Annotated in this window: 13 protein-coding genes; 5 read left to right on the top strand and 8 right to left on the bottom strand. The window is 65.8% G+C overall.

The window, feature by feature from the left end; genetic code table 11:
* Positions 1 to 93: 93 nt before the first annotated feature.
* The 4 genes from FB597_RS05860 to FB597_RS05845 all read right to left on the bottom strand — a co-directional run bounded on the left by FB597_RS05860 (position 94) and on the right by FB597_RS05845 (position 5301).
* Positions 94 to 1191, bottom strand: a complete 1098-nt coding sequence (locus FB597_RS05860) for an ABC transporter ATP-binding protein (protein WP_144768601.1) — start codon at positions 1189 to 1191, stop codon at positions 94 to 96.
* Positions 1192 to 1214: 23 nt separating this feature from the next.
* Positions 1215 to 3026, bottom strand: coding sequence for an iron ABC transporter permease (locus tag FB597_RS05855; RefSeq protein ID WP_141914028.1), 1812 nt, complete (start codon positions 3024 to 3026; stop codon positions 1215 to 1217).
* 150 nt (positions 3027 to 3176) lie between these two features.
* Positions 3177 to 4283, bottom strand: coding sequence for an ABC transporter substrate-binding protein (locus FB597_RS05850; RefSeq protein ID WP_141914029.1), 1107 nt, complete (start codon positions 4281 to 4283; stop codon positions 3177 to 3179).
* A 55-nt stretch (positions 4284 to 4338) separates the two neighbouring features.
* Positions 4339 to 5301, bottom strand: a complete 963-nt coding sequence (locus FB597_RS05845) for a tripartite tricarboxylate transporter substrate binding protein (RefSeq protein ID WP_141914030.1) — start codon at positions 5299 to 5301, stop codon at positions 4339 to 4341.
* 300 nt (positions 5302 to 5601) lie between these two features.
* On the opposite strand from FB597_RS05845, the gene FB597_RS05840 reads away from it, so the two are divergent.
* Positions 5602 to 6276, top strand: a complete 675-nt coding sequence (locus tag FB597_RS05840; protein ID WP_141914031.1) for a response regulator — start codon at positions 5602 to 5604, stop codon at positions 6274 to 6276.
* On the top strand, positions 6276 to 7730 hold the full coding sequence (locus tag FB597_RS05835) for a sensor histidine kinase (RefSeq protein WP_183405693.1): 1455 nt from the start codon (positions 6276 to 6278) through the stop codon (positions 7728 to 7730). Before FB597_RS05840 ends, FB597_RS05835 begins: the two co-directional genes overlap by 1 nt.
* 19 nt (positions 7731 to 7749) lie before the next feature.
* On the opposite strand, the gene FB597_RS05830 is transcribed toward FB597_RS05835, so the two are convergent.
* On the bottom strand, positions 7750 to 8877 hold the full coding sequence (locus FB597_RS05830) for an SDR family oxidoreductase (RefSeq protein ID WP_141914033.1): 1128 nt from the start codon (positions 8875 to 8877) through the stop codon (positions 7750 to 7752).
* Positions 8878 to 8925: 48 nt separating this feature from the next.
* On the bottom strand, positions 8926 to 9738 hold the full coding sequence (locus FB597_RS05825; protein WP_222428638.1) for a MipA/OmpV family protein: 813 nt from the start codon (positions 9736 to 9738) through the stop codon (positions 8926 to 8928).
* A 261-nt stretch (positions 9739 to 9999) separates the two neighbouring features.
* Between FB597_RS05825 and FB597_RS05820 the strand changes: the two genes are divergently transcribed.
* The 3 genes from FB597_RS05820 to FB597_RS05810 all read left to right on the top strand — a co-directional run bounded on the left by FB597_RS05820 (position 10000) and on the right by FB597_RS05810 (position 13061).
* Complete coding sequence (locus tag FB597_RS05820; protein ID WP_141914035.1) at positions 10000 to 10680, top strand: response regulator; 681 nt, start codon at positions 10000 to 10002, stop codon at positions 10678 to 10680.
* The gene (locus FB597_RS05815; RefSeq protein ID WP_255463847.1) at positions 10677 to 12074 is read left to right on the top strand and encodes a HAMP domain-containing sensor histidine kinase; all 1398 of its coding nucleotides are present in this window, start codon (positions 10677 to 10679) and stop codon (positions 12072 to 12074) included. The genes FB597_RS05820 and FB597_RS05815 overlap by 4 nt, the downstream gene beginning before the upstream one ends.
* A gap of 84 nt (positions 12075 to 12158) precedes the next feature.
* Positions 12159 to 13061 carry a LysR substrate-binding domain-containing protein gene (locus FB597_RS05810; RefSeq protein ID WP_141914036.1) on the top strand — a complete coding sequence of 301 codons (903 nt, stop codon included), beginning with the start codon at positions 12159 to 12161 and terminating at the stop codon, positions 13059 to 13061.
* Here the strand turns inward: FB597_RS05810 and FB597_RS05805 are convergent.
* Both FB597_RS05805 and FB597_RS05800 read right to left on the bottom strand, forming a co-directional pair.
* A complete protein-coding gene (locus FB597_RS05805; RefSeq protein WP_141914037.1) occupies positions 13058 to 13654 on the bottom strand; it encodes a 2-hydroxychromene-2-carboxylate isomerase in 597 nt (198 codons plus the stop codon). The two genes, FB597_RS05810 and FB597_RS05805, sit on opposite strands and share 4 nt — an antisense overlap.
* Positions 13651 to 14514 carry a CmcJ/NvfI family oxidoreductase gene (locus tag FB597_RS05800; protein WP_183405692.1) on the bottom strand — a complete coding sequence of 288 codons (864 nt, stop codon included), beginning with the start codon at positions 14512 to 14514 and terminating at the stop codon, positions 13651 to 13653. Before FB597_RS05800 ends, FB597_RS05805 begins: the two co-directional genes overlap by 4 nt.
* Positions 14515 to 14746 lie beyond the last annotated feature (232 nt).

Here is a 14746-nt window from a genome sequence, read left to right as displayed (position 1 = left end):
TGCACTGCTGGTGTCGCCGGCGTTGCATGCTGCTGTGGCGGACGCAGCGGCTTGTGGCCGCGCGCCCCCGTCATCCCCTTGGCAGCGGATGAATCAGAAAGCCCATAGCGCCTGCTCAGGCAGGCACAGCCAGTACTCGCCCGGCTCCAGCCGCTGCGGGGAGTAGGCGCGCAAGACCACCGTGCCGTTGCCGGTACCCGCAAGGTCGCCGGCCTTGAACAGGCATTCCCAGCGATCGCCCAGGTACATGCAGGTGGACAGCGGCAGGCGGATGGCGTTGTCGGCGGGTTGGTCGGAGATGCGCACCTGCTCGACGCGGATGATGCCGGTGACCTCCTTGCCGGGCGCGGCATCGGGGTTGCCGCGCAGGGTCGCCGTCGCGGTGCCGCCGTCGAGCTTGAGCGTGACGCGCTCGCCTTCGCGGCTGATCACCTGTGCGGCCAGCTTGTTGTTGCTGCCCATGAATTCGGCGGTAAACAGGGTGTCGGGGGTCTGGTACATGCTTTGCGGCGTGCCCTGTTGCTCGATGCGGCCGTTGTTGAGCAGCAGGATCCGGTCCGAGATCGCCATCGCCTCGCCCTGGTCGTGGGTGACCATCAGCGCGGACAGGCCCAGGCGCACGATCAGCTCGCGCAGGAAGGCGCGCGCTTCCTCGCGCAGCTTGGCGTCAAGGTTGGAGAGCGGTTCGTCGAGCAGGATCACCTGCGGGTTGTAGACCAGCGCACGGGCGATCGCCACGCGCTGCTGCTGGCCGCCGGAAAGCTGGTGCGGATAGCGCTCGCCGAGATGGCCCAGCCCCAGTTGCGCCAGCACCGCCTTGACGCGTTCCCCGATGTCGGCGGTCGATACCTTGCGCAGCTTCAGGCCGTAGGCGACGTTCTCCGACACCGTCTTGTGCGGCCACAGCGCGTAGGACTGGAACACCAGGCCCAGGTTGCGCTCTTCGGCCGGCATCTCGAAGTTGCGCGAGCCCTCGAACACGCGGCGCGTGCCGATGTCGATGGTGCCGGCCTTGGGCGACTCCAGCCCGGCCACCGCGCGCAGCAGCGTGGTCTTGCCGCTGCCGGAGGGGCCCAGCAGCGCCACCACTTCGCCGCGCTGCAGTTGCATCGAGACGCCCTTGAGGATGGGGTTGGCGTGGACGCCAGTACCGTAGTCCAGGTGCAGGTCGTTGACGGAAAGTTCGGACATGATGGTTTCTCTTTCTGTTCGGATTAATCGTGCAGCTTGACGCCGAAGCGCAGCGCAATGCCGAGGCCCACGGCCACCAGCGTGATGTTGATGAAGGACAGCGCCGCCACCAGGTCGACGGCGCCGGCGGCCCACATCGACACGATCAGGGAACCGATCACCTCGGTGCCCGGCGAGAGCAGGTAGACGCCGGTGGAGTATTCGCGTTCGAAGATGAGGAACACCATCAGCCAGGCGCCGATCAGGCCATAGCGCACCAGCGGGATGGTGACGTCGCGCGTGACCCTCGCACGCGGCGCGCCGACTGCGCGCGCCGCCTCTTCCAGTTCGGGCCCGACCTGCAGCAGTGCGGCATTGATCAGGCGCAGGCCATAGGCCAGCCACACCACCGTGTACGCCAGCCAGACCGAGAAGATGGTCGAGCGCAGCGAACGCATGGCAGGGATGAAACTGTCCACCATCCACAGCGCGAAGAAATTGTCGCTCCCCTTGAACAGCGACTCCAGCAGCGACGGCACGAACAGGAACACCCACAGGAAGGACAGGCCGGCCAGCAGGCCCGGCACCGCGCGGGGTACCAGCACGCTGTAGTCGAGGAAACGGGTAATGCCATCCGGCTTGCGGTGCATCGCCAGGGCGATGGCGGTGTAGCAGACCACCGCAAACGCGCCGCCGATCACGCCGATGGCGACCGTATTGATGATGCCGCGCACCAGCGAAGGCTGGTCCCAGACATCGCGCAGGTTCTGCAAGGTCAGCACATCGAACAGATGCACGCCGAGGCCCCAGTGCGAGACGAACGTGCGCAATGCGATGCCGGACAGCGGGATCACCACCGTAAACAGCAGCCATGCCGCGATCAGCGCGAACGCCACCCAGCGCCACTTGCCCAGCGGCAGCGGTTTCTGGCGCGATCCCTTGCCCTTGATCGCGACATACTTGTTGGCCGAACGCAGCAGCCAGCGCTGCAGCATGACCAGCGGCATGGTGACCGCCACCAGGCACACCGCCACCGCCGCCATCAGGTGGTAGGAAGGCGTGCCCAGCTTGTTGGTCAGCTTGTACAGGTAGGTGGGCAATACCAGGTGGCCTTCCGGATCGCCCAGCACCAGCACCAGGCCGAACACTTCGAAACCGAGGAAGAACACCAGCACGCCGGCAAAGGCCAGCGCCGGCATGATCATCGGCAGCGACACGTTGAGCGCGACCTGCAGCGGCGAGGCGCCGGCCACGCGGGCGGCTTCCTCGACATCCGAGCCCAGGCTTTTGAGGGCCGAGGAGGCGTACAGGTAAACGTGCGGCACGTGGGTCAGGCCGGCAATGATGACGATGCTGGTGAAGGAATAGATGTTCCACGGCTCGCCATCGAAACCGAAGAACGACAGCAGCTCCTTGGCCCACACCGTATAGAAGCCCACCGGCCCCATCGACACCACATAGCCGAAGCCGATCACCATGGGCGAAACGAAGATGGGCACCAGCAATGCCGGCGCGATCCAGTTGCGGCCGGGCAGATCGGTGCGCACCATCAGGAAGGCCAGCATGCCGCCCATCGGCACCGCGATCAGGGTCAGGCCGGTGGCCAGCGTGAAGCCGTTGACGAAGGCCTGGCGGAAGTCCGGGTCATCGAAAATGAAACGATAGGAATCCAGGGTCAGTTGCTTGACCGGCGCGAAGAACGGCGCCGACAGGAAACTCTGGTACACGATGAGGAGAAGCGGCGTGAAGATGGCCAGTGCGGCCAGCGTGACGACCAGGCCGCGCGGCCAGTTCAGGCGCAGGCGCCGCTTGACCGGCGCGTATTCCCCCTGAGGCAGCGATGTAGTTGTTTGCATGATTCAGCTCGAAAAACCGGAATCCGCTCGTGCCGGTTTGCCATGCGACAGGCGAAGCGGCGATGGAGTCGCGGACAGCCGCGCTCCATGCAGATCCCTCGGTTGAAAATCGCCGCAACGGCACACACCCGTTGCGGCTGGCGGGCCGCCTTATCGTTTGGTGGCTTCTTTCCATTGCTTGAGGAATGCCAGGCGCTTGGTCTGGTCCAGGTATTCCAGCAATTCGGTCGACACCGGCATCGGCTTCAGGGCCGCACCAAGTTGCTTGCTCAATTCCGCCGAGGTGGTCGCGCCGGTGACGTCGCCGCGGATGGCGAACAATTGCGCATCATTGGCGATGATGGTCTGGCCGCGCTTGGACAGGATGTAGTCCAGCCACAGCTTGGCCGCATTGGCGTTCTTGGCCGACTTGTTGATGAAGATCACGCGCGAGAGCACCAGGTTGTAATCCTTGGTGAAAGCGACGCCGATCGACGGATCCCTCTTGGCGCGCATCAGCGCATAAGGACCGAGCACGTTGTAGCCGATCAGGTTTTCGCCCGAAGAGAGGCGTTCCAGCATGGTGCCGGTGGACGACTGCACGCGCGCCGCGACGCCGCCCATGGCACGGGCGAAATCCCAGAATTGCGGGTTCAGCTTCAGGTCATAGATCATCAGGCTGAAACCCACGCCGGACTTCTCGATGTCATAGGTGGTGACCTTGTTCTTGAACTTGTCCTGCTTGGAGGTCAGCAGCTTGGTGAATTCGGCGTGGGTGGTCGGGACTTCGTCTTCCTGCACCAGGCGCTTGTTGTAGACGATGGCGGCCGGTTCGAAGGTGGTGCCGTAGGCGGTTTCCTTCCAGTTGGCCCAACCCGGGAGGGCGGCGGCCTCGGGCGACTTGTAGGCGAGGCCGTAGCCTTCGGAGGCCAGCTTGACCTGCAGGTCCATCGAGGACGACCACATCACGTCGGCAGTGGCGCCGCCGGCGGCCGCTTCCGAGATGAAGCGGTTGTACACCTCGGTCGAATTCATGTCGTTGTATTCGACCTTCACGCCGGGATAGAGCGCACTGAAATCCTTGATCAGCGATTCGGCGGCCTTGGAATCGGTGGTACTGTAGACCACCACCTTGCCTTCCTTCTTCGCGCCTTCGATGATCTTGGCGTAGTCGGCGGGATAGCCGGCCGGCACTTGCGCAAATGCGGCGTTCGTCAAAGCGACAGGCAAAGCGAGGGCAAGGCTGAGCGCGACGCTCAGGCGACGTTTGTGCAACATGGGTTCTCCTTGATATTGAAATGAGGCTGGTTGTGCGGCGCCGAAAAGCGCCTGGTCAACGAACCAGCCCTAGCTCCTGGGACTGCTTGCGGTACTGCGCAACGGTCTGCGCAATGTAATCGGTCAGCGGCTTGCCGGTCATGGCAAAGGGATAAAGACCGCTGGCGCTGCGTTGCAGGTCGAAGGCGGGATCGGCCATCGCCTTGTCGAAAATCTCTACCCAACGGCGGTAATCCGCCTCCGGCACATGCGGGCTCATGTAGAAGCCGCGGATGATGGGCCAGACCACGTCGTACCCTTGTTCGCGCGCGGTGGGCACTCCCTGCAGCGCGCCCGGCAGGCGCTGCTCGGACAGCACCGCCAGGATCCTCACCCGGCCTTCGGCGGCGAAGTGCGCCACCTCCGAGGCGTCGCCCGAAATCACCTGCACATGACCGGCCTGCAGCGCGGCGAAGGAATCGCCGCCGCCCTCCAGGGCGACAAAGCGGAACTGCCGGGGCTCGATGCCGGCGCGGCTGGCAATGAGCGCCATCTTCAGCCAGTCCTGGCTGCCCACCGTGCCGGACAATCCGACCGTCGTCCTGGCCGGATCCTTGCGGATGGCCTGCATCAGTTCGCGCAGGCTGCGCCAGGGAGCGTCGCTGCGTACCGCGATCATGCCGTAATCGATGCCCACGCCAGCCACCCAGCGCACGTCATCCACCGAGGCCTTGCCGTACTTCCCCTGCGCCAGGTTCAGCAGCGAACCGCCGGAAAAGGTCACCAGCACATCGGGCCCGCCGCGCCGCTTCGACACGACCGAACTCCACGCCACCGCGCCGATGCCGCCAGGCAAGTAGCTCAGCTTGACCTGTTCGCTCCCGGCGCCCGCCGGGAAGATCTTGCGCAGCATCTTGCAGGCGACATCCATGCCGCCGCCGGGCTTGGCCGGCACGATGCATTCCAGCGCCAACGCCCGCGGCGCGGCGCACGCCAACAGGCATGCCATCAACAGGATGCGCAGGCTGCGTGCTTTCATGCCTGGTCTTGCGGGTGCACCGCTCAGGCCTCTGCGCAATATCGGGAATCGGGGAAATACGTCATGGTCTTGTCTCCGGCTTGATTCTTTTTGGGTTTGGCTAATCCTACAAGAAAAGTCTTTCAGTCGGCTTTCAATGGAAAGCCCCCATGCAAGAAATCCTGTGTGCGATTTGCGCAGTTGCCATCCATGCATTTCAACCCTGCGCATGCATCTGTTAGCATCCGCGCTGGGGGCAAGCCGGACGCGTGTCTATAACAGCCCGGCTCCGCATCAACAATATTCTAATAAGGCAATATCATGCGCATCTTGCTGGTAGAAGATCACGTCGAACTTTCCCGCTGGATTTCCAAAGCCCTGCAGGATGCCCACCTCAACGTGGAATGCGCGCGCAACGGCGCCGACGCCGACAGCCTGCTGCTGACGCAGGAATACGCGCTGGTGATCCTCGACCTCACGCTGCCCAGGATGGATGGACTGGAGGTGCTAAAGCGCATGCGCGCCCGCGGCAGCCGCTCGCCGGTATTGATCCTGACCGCGCGCGGCGGGCTGGCCGACCGCGTCAACGGCCTGAACCTGGGCGCCGACGATTATCTGGCCAAACCGTTCGAACTGGAAGAACTGGAAGCGCGGGTGAAGGCGCTGCTGCGCCGCACCCAGAACAATGAGGCGGTCACCGTCAGCTGCGGCGCGCTGTGCTTCGATACCGTTTCGCGCACCTTCAGCTACGGCGGCGAATTGCTGGCGCTGACCCCGCGCGAGCATGCGGTGCTGGAAGCGCTGCTGTCGCGCCACGGGCATACGGTGCCCAAGGAGAAGTTGTTCCAGCAGGTGTTTTCGCTGGACGACAGCGCCAGCGTCGACGCCATCGAAATCTACATCCATCGCCTGCGCAAGAAACTGGAACATGCCGGCCCCGGGCGCGTCTCCATCACCACCTTGCGCGGCCTGGGCTACCTGCTGCAGGCAGTGTGATGGCCGCACAAGCGAAACTGGGCAGCCTGCGCGGCCAATTGCTGCGCTGGCTGCTGATTCCGCTGACGCTGCTGGTGGCGCTGGACGCCGTCTCGGTCTACTACAACGCCCTGGAAGTGGCCGACCTGGCCTACGACCGCTCGCTGCTGGCATCCACCCGGGCGCTGGCCGAGCGCGTTTCCATCGTCGACGGCCAGGTCATCGCCGACGTTCCTTATGTAGCGCTCGACAGTTTCGAAACCGATACCCTGGGCCGCATCTATTACAAGGTCACCGGCCTGAACGGCGAACTGGTGTCGGGCTACGACGACCTGCCGCCGGTGCCGCCCGATGTCAAGCGGTCGGAAGCCTATCCGGCGCTGGTGCGCTTTTACCAGGCCGACTACCACGACCAGCCGATCCGCATCGCCGCGCTGCTGCAGCCGGTATATGACGACAGCATGCGCGGCATCGTGCTCATCCAGGTCGGGGAAACCATGGATGCGCGCCATGGCATGACGCGCAAGATCCTGTTCGACACGTTGTGGCGCCAGGGCACGCTGGTGACCGTGGCCGCGCTCCTGGTATGGATCGCAGTACGCTTCGTGCTGCGCCCGATGATGCAATTGCGCGGCGAAGTCGAGGCCAGCGCGCCCACCGATCTCTCCGGTTTCGATCCGACGCTGGTGCACAAGGAAATGCGGCCGCTGGTGCTGGCCATGAACGGCTACATGGAAAGGTTGCAAACCCTGATCTCGGGCCAGCGCCGCTTCATCGCCGACGCCTCGCACCAGCTGCGCACGCCGCTGACGGTCTTGAAGACCCAGGCCGAACTGAGCTTGCGCGAACTCAGGCGCGGGCAACACGACCCGGCCCAATTGCGGGAACTGGTCGAAGGCATGGCGCACACCACCGACGCCACCGTGCACCTGGCCAACCGCTTGCTGACGCTGGCGCGCGCCGAACACGGCGCCGCCGAAGGCGGCACGGCGCCGGTCTCGCTGACCGACGCGGTACGCCAGGTGGCGCTGGAACTGTCGCAGCAGGCGGTGATGCGCCGCATCGAACTGGCCTTCGAAAGCGAAGGCGACATCCGCATCGAAGGCAACGCGCTGCTGCTGCATGAACTGATCGTCAACCTGCTCGACAACGCCATCCGCTACACGCCCGACGGCGGGCGCATCACGCTGCGCGTCCATGCCGCCAGCGAGCCCGGCCGCGCCACGCGCGCACTGCTGGAAGTGGAAGACAATGGCCCCGGCATTCCCGACATCGAGCGCGGACGCGTTTTCGAACCGTTCTACCGCGCCAGCGCCACGCAGCACATCAACCCCTCCGGCACCGGCCTGGGTCTTTCCATCGTGCGCGAAATCGCCGCCATGCACCACGCCCATATTGCGCTGGAAAGCCCGGCGCAAGGCAGCGGGCTGGTGGTGCGCATCACCTTTCCCGGCGTAGCCGAAGTGCGGCTGTAAGCCGCCGCCGCATCCATCTTCACTTGAAATCCCAGGCCATCTGCTGCGACACCGGCTGGTGCGCCACGCTCTGCGCGCACAGGCCGATGTAGCGCGTCAGCGGCGGCGGCGGTGGAATGCCGGCTTCCTGCGTGGCGCGGTTGTCGAAGGTGTAGCCCAGCCGCGCAAAACCGCCGTAGAGCCGCAACGCCCGCAACATCAGGCGCGGATTGCAGTCGGGCAGTCGTTCGCGGATGCGCGGCAGCAGTTCCCCCAGGCGCTCCGGCGGCAGGATGCCGTAGGCGCCGGGCGACTCGCCGGCAGCCCGCGCCAGTTCGGCGTCGATATCGGCGAAGCTGCAGCTTCGCTGCGCGCCGGCCGACAGGTGCAGCAAGTCGTGTTTCCACTCCGGCCGCAGCGCCGCCGCCGCGATGGCCGCCGCGCACCAGTCCACCGGCACCACGTCGATCTTCTGCTGCAGCTCCGCCACGCTCGCGCCCAATGCGCGCCAGGCGCGGAAAACCCAGTAGATGCTGGCCGATGGCGCGCAGCCAAGCCGGGTATGGCCGACGACGATCGATGGGCGCAGCACCACCAGCGGCAACGCCGGCGCCATCTTCCTCAACAGCAGTTCGCACACCGCCTTGGAATGGGTATAAGTCACCAAATGCGCACGTTCGTCCAGCGGCAGCGCCGCGCTCTCGGGAATGTCGCTGCCGGCCGCTTGCCGGTTGCCGCACGCCATGGCGGTACCGATGTAGACGAAGCGGCGCAACGGCGCATGGCGCTGCAGCAGCCGCGCCAGGATTATGCTGGCGTCGACGTTGAGTGCCCCCATCGCCGGATGGGCGGTGAAGCTGGCATGCGCCGCGCAATGGATCGCCACGCCTACCCGCGCCAGCCGCGCATCGCCGGCGATGGACTCGACCTGCTCCAGGCTGGCCAGCAGGATCTGCGCAGGACGCAAGCGCCGCAGCGCTTCTTCCGGCGCGCCCAGGCGGCGCAGTTGCGAGGTGACGCGGGCATGGGCGCCGGCCGCATCCGCGCCGCGCACCATCAACAGCAGGCGCGCGCCCTGGCGTTGCCGCATCAGCTCGACCGCCACCGCGCCGCCGAGAAACCCGGTGGCGCCGGTGAGCAGGATCAAGTCGTCATGCTCGTTCGTCATGAAAGTCCTTTCTCGATTGGCCCAAGGAATCGGCGTAGCCGGTTCGCATCAATAGCTGTAGGTGACGAAGACGCTGCCCATCGGCGCCGTCTTGCGCTTGACGATAGGGCTGTTGCCGGCGTCGCCGGCAAGCTGCATGGCGCCGACCGACGCCATCAGGCTCCAGTTGGCGTCGAACTTGTGCTTCCAGCCCAATTCCAGCGCATAAGCGTAGATTCCCGACTTGGCGCCGTGCTGGCGGAAACCGGACGCGGCCGACTGGGCCGCCGTCACGCCGTAGTAGGTCTGCACGTATTTGCGGTTGCCCCAGCTGCTGGTCAGGCCCAGCGTCAGCCGGTCGGAGTCGCTGGTGTAGAACGGGCTGCTGGCGCTGAAATGCAGGGCGCTGCCGTTGTCGCGCTGGGACAGCGGCACCTCGGCCTGCAGCCCGAGACGCAACCAGTCGGTCACGGTATAGCCCAGTCCGAGCAGCGTCGTCACCGAACCCTTGATCTCGCCCATGCCGCGCAGGTAATCGCTGCCGGTACGTCCCATGAAACTGCTCTGGCTGCTGTCCTTGCGGCCTTCGCGATAACCCAGGGCAATGCTGTAGTCGAGCTTGCCGGCCTGGCTGCCGTAGCCGATGCCGCGCGTGGTGCCGATGAAGAAACCGTTGGACGCCGCATAATCCACCGCCAGTCCGAGGCCGGCGCGGTTCTGGTCGGAACCGGAATAACGCGGGCCGATGGCCACCCCCGCCCCCAGCGTGAACACATCGCCTTTGGGCGCTTCGGCGGCCTGGGTGGGAGCGGCCAATACCGCCAGCGCAGCGACCGCCAGCAGCGCCATCGGCGGACAAGACTGCCGCAAGAGTCGGGACATTGCGCCAGGAATGCGCCGCGAACGCGGCTGCCGGTACGATTCGATACTTTGCATGAAACACCTTTGGTGGAGGAAAGAGGGCAAGACGAGGCCAGGCCCCGTGGCAACGCAGTATGGAATCCACGCATGAAGTCCGGATGAACCGGAAATGAAGGAAAAATGAAGCCGCCCGCAGTGCCGCCCCCCGTCATTGCACGCAACGGGCATGCCGGCCTGACGCGTCTTAAGCCATTCTTCACGCGCCGCGTATACACTCGCGGCATGAAAATCCTCCTGATAGAAGACGACCTCGATCTGGGCAATGGCGTGCGCATCGCGCTGGCCGACCATGGCTTCGACGTGGTGTGGGTGCGCCAGCAGGAAGACGCGCTGCGCCAGCTCGAGACCGGCGCCTGCGAACTGGCGCTGCTCGACCTCGGCCTGCCCGACGGCGACGGCATGCGCATCCTGGCGCGCCTGCGGCGCGAGCGGCACAACATGCCGGTCATCATCCTGAGCGCGCGCGACGCCCTGGAAGACCGCCTGCGCGGCCTGGACGGCGGCGCCGACGATTACCTGGTCAAGCCCTTCGTGCTGGCCGAACTGCTGTCGCGCGTGAAGGCGCTGGCGCGGCGCAGCTACGGCTTCGACGGCGAAACGCTGGAAGTGCGGGGCCTGACGCTGCACGTGCCGACGCGGCGCGTGACGGCAGGCGAACGGGCGGTGGAACTGACGGCCAGCGAATACGCCTTGCTCAAGCTGCTGATGGTGCGCGCCGACCGCGTGGTCACGCGGCGCCTGCTGGAGGAAGAAGCGCTGCCCGGCGCCAATGAAAATGCCAGCAACGCGCTGGACGTGCATATGGGCAACCTGCGCCGCAAGATCGGCGACGGCTTCGTGCGCACCGTGCGCGGCGTAGGCTATGTGATCGACACCGTGGCGCAGCGCAAGGAAAACGCATGATGATGCTCGGCTGGTGGCGTCGCGTGGCGACGCCCTCCCTGGTGCGGCGGATCATGCTGGCGCAGTTGCTGCTGCTCACGCTGCTGTGGTGCGCCTTCCTCACCTACGTGCTGTGGGAAAGCCTGCGCGGTCCGGGGCTGCTGGGCGGCGCCAAGGTATTCGACACCGTCCTGGCCGTCACGGACGAACTGCAAGATCGCCCGCAGGCACGCCATGAAGTCCTGCACCAGATCGACATGGCCCTGCGCGAAGACTACGGCCCCGGCGACGATTCCAAGATTTCGAGCAGCCTGATCGTGCGCAGCCACGGCCAGGTAGTCTATGCGTCCGCAGGCGCCCCTTTGGAGGTACGCAACACGCGTTACGACACGAATGAACGTATCGCCGTCGGCGAACGCTCCTGGCGCAGCCGCACCGTCCGCTCGCCGCGCTCGGATGCCGAAGCCATGCTGGTGATACCGGGCGATGCCTGGGCCTTCTTCATCCACATCAATTCGCGCGGCTACTACCTGCTGCCGCTGCTCATCAGCCTGCCCTTCCTGCTGCTGCCGGCCTGGCTCTCGGTGCGCATGGCGCTGCGGCCGTGGAGCAAGGTGGCGCGCGAGGTTGCCAAGCGCGGGCCGCACGACCTGGCGCCGCTGCAATCGATGCCCAAGCATGAAGAGCTGCGCAACATGGTCGACTGCATCAACGACCTGCTGGCGCGGGTGCGCGAGAGCGCCGGGCGCGAACGCGCCTTCATCGCCGACGCCGCGCACGAGCTGCGCACCCCGCTGGCGGCCATGCGCATCAACGTCGAGGCGATGCAGTCGCGCGTGGCCGATGCCCACCAGCGCGAACTGCTGGCCGGCATCCTCAACAGCGGCAACCGCGCCACGCGACTGGTGCGCCAGTTGCTGCTGCTCATGCGCAGCGAGGCGCACACCGGCATTCCGTTGCGTCCGGTGGCGTTGACCGCGCTGGTGCAGGAGCGGCTGGCGGCGCTGTCGCCGCTGGCGACCGAGCGCGAGGTGGAGCTGGAACTGGATGCGCGCGGCGAGGCATGGGTAGATGGCGCACGCGAAGGGCTGGTGTCGCTGGTGGACAACCTGGTGGAAAACGCCATCAAGTACAGCCCGGCGCGCGCGCGGGTCGAAGTGGCTGTGCACCTGGGCGCGCAAGGCGTGCAACTGAGCGTGTCGGACGCCGGTCCGGGCATCGCGCCGGCCATGCGCGAGCGCGTGTTCGACCGCTTCTTCCGCGATCCCGACCAGGTCCAGAGCGGCAGCGGCCTGGGGCTGGCGATCGTCAGGACGGTGGCACGGGAACACGGCGGCAGCGTCGCGCTGGATACCTCCGCCGAAGGCGGGCTGATGGTCACGGTCATCCTGCCGGCCGGCAAACCCGCCGGCTGACGCCGGCCTTTCCAGGCTTGCCTTCTGCAGCCGAAGGCGCCTTGTGGTTCAATGGAGCCTTCCTCTTTCGCATGCCGCCAAGGAATGTCTCTTCCGCTGCTGAAACTGCCCTCCCTGGACCTGCTGCGCGGCTTCGTCGCCGCCGGGCGCCGCATGAGCATTACGCTAGCGGCGCAGGACCTGTGCCTGACGCAATCGGCCGTCAGCCGCCAGATCCATGCGCTGGAGGAATTCATGGGAATCCGTCTCCTGGTGCGCGGCCATCGTTCGATCGCCTTCACGCCCGAAGGCGAGCGGCTGTTTCGCAGCGCCGACGCGGTACTGCAGCAATTGCAGGATGTGCTGGGCGAATTGCGCAGCGCGCAGGCGGCCAAGCCGGTGACGGTGACCGCCAGCATCGGCGTCACCGGCCTGTGGCTGCTGCCGCGCCTGGCGCACCTGCAGCAGCATCTGCCCGGCATCGACGTGCGCGTGGCCGCCAGCGACAGCCTGGCCGACCTGCGCCACGACGGCATCGACCTGGCGATCCGCTACACCACCGCCGCGCTGGCGCCGCCCGGCGCGCAGCGGCTGTTCGGCGAATCGGTGGCGCCGGTGGCGCATCCGCTGCTGCTGGCCGGCGCCAGCGCCGGGCAATTGCCGCCGGATATCCCGCTGCTGGAATTCGACCAGCCCAATGCCTGGCTCTCATGGCAGCAATGGCAAGACCTCGCCGGCGCCGGCAAAAGCAAGGGCAAAAAGCGCGGAATGCTGCGCTTCAACCAGTACGACATGGTGATCCAGGCAGCCGTGGCCGGCCAGGGCGTAGCGCTGGGGCGCATGGAACTGATCCGGCCGCTGCTGGAGAACGGCCAGCTGATCATGCTGGCGCCGCCACGCGCGCAACCCGAGGATGGCCACGCCTATTGGCTGATCCAGGCCGATGCCGCGCCGCGGCGCGAAGTGCGCCTGGTTGCCGGCTGGATTTGCAGCCAGGCCGGGGACTAGGGCCTGCAATACGCCAGCGCATCGTCCAGCCGGTCATTGCCCCAGAACATTTCATCGCCGACGAAAAAGGTCGGCGCACCGAAGATGCCGCGCTGGCGCGCCATCCCGGTTTGAGCCCGCAGCCGCTCGCGCCACGCTTGCGATTGCGCCTGCTCCCACAACTGCTGCGCCGGCAGCCCCATCGCCAGCAATACTTCTTGCACGACTCCGGCATGATCGATGTCGCGGTCGTCGACGAAATTCAACTGCATCACGCGCCGGCAGAATTCACCGATCCACGGCTGTTCCGCGTTGGCCAGCGCGATGCGCGTGGGCGGCACCGCCGAGCGCGGAAAGTTGCTGGGACGTTGCCACGGCAAGCCGTACTTGCGGCATTGGCGCTGCATGTCCTTCCAGGTGTAGTCGCCTTTCTCCTTCTGCAGTACGAACGGCGAGGTGCTCCAGCCCAGCGCGCGAAAAACGGGCCCCAGCAAGAACGGACGCCAGACCACCCGCGCACCCGCGGCTGCCGCTTCCGGCCCGATGCGCATGACGCTGATATAGCTGTAGTTGCTGCCGAAGTCGAACCAGAACTCGATGGCCGGCGTACTCATGCGTGCACCACCAGGCAACGCACCTCGATGCTCTCGCGCAGGGGCGCATCGGCCGGGATATGCGGCAAGTCGAAGGCGGCATGCGGCGTGAAACGCGCCACGCCCTGCGTGCGCGAATCGTATTGCTTGAACAGCAGTGCTTCGTGCCGGTCCATGTGCGGAAAATAAGACCAGCGATGATGCGCCGCATGGCGCAACTGGTAGATCTCGCCGGTCCGCTTCGGATAACGCACCTCGCCGCGCACCAGTTCGGTGGGCTGCACGCTGCGCGCATCGCACACCGCCAGCGGCGTGTCCTGCACCGGCCCCTTGATGGAACGCCAGATATTGATGATGGAAAAATGCTGCACGCAAGGCAGCAGGTCCGATTCGCGCAGCACCAGCGCCAGGCGACGGCGCCCCGACTCTTCGGTGTAATCGTTATGAATGCGGCCATTGGCGGCAGCCCGACCTCGCACCGATGCGCGGCCAAAACCCAAGGCCGCGCGGTCGGCTTCGCGCCGGCGTACCAGATGGTCGAAGACATAGGCATGCGTGCCGCCGGTGGCCATCAGCGCCAGTTCCATCGCTTCGGCGTAATAGGTGGAAACGATCTCATCCTCGTCGCTGAAGTCGCGGACCGCGCTCGGGGCGTCGGCCAGAAGGAAACCGTTGCCGTCCAGCGCCAGCCCCTGTTGCCGGCGGGCGTCGGCGATGAAGCTTTGATACGCCTCATAGGCGGCGCTTTCCCACGGCGTTCCGGGCGGCGGCGTGTAGGTATAACTGACGGGATGGCAGGCATCGGCGGCGAGATAACTCAGCGGCGCGATGACGCCGGCCGCTTCAATGCCCGGGGATGAGAGATAGGGTTGCATATGCATGGCAGGCTCCTGGTCAATCGGCTGTTTCTCCCACCGCAAATGCAAGACGCCGGGAGACAGCTGCATTGGAGCACCCGCCTGTGACGCGATCAAACGAGATTTGCGCCGCTTCACATGCGTGGGGCACATGCGAATAGGCGCCGCGCATGGGAAAACGGTTCAAGATGCGCTCATGCCGGCCGGCTGCAATATGAAATGCGGCCGCGCACGACACCTCTTCCCCAATTGCAAA

The sequence above is a fragment of the Herbaspirillum sp. SJZ099 genome (assembly GCF_007828355.1).
In the GTDB taxonomy this organism is placed as follows: Bacteria; Pseudomonadota; Gammaproteobacteria; order Burkholderiales; family Burkholderiaceae_D; genus Herbaspirillum.
Note: the sequence above shows the minus strand (reverse complement) of the source record. Positions and strands in the feature narration are given on the sequence as shown.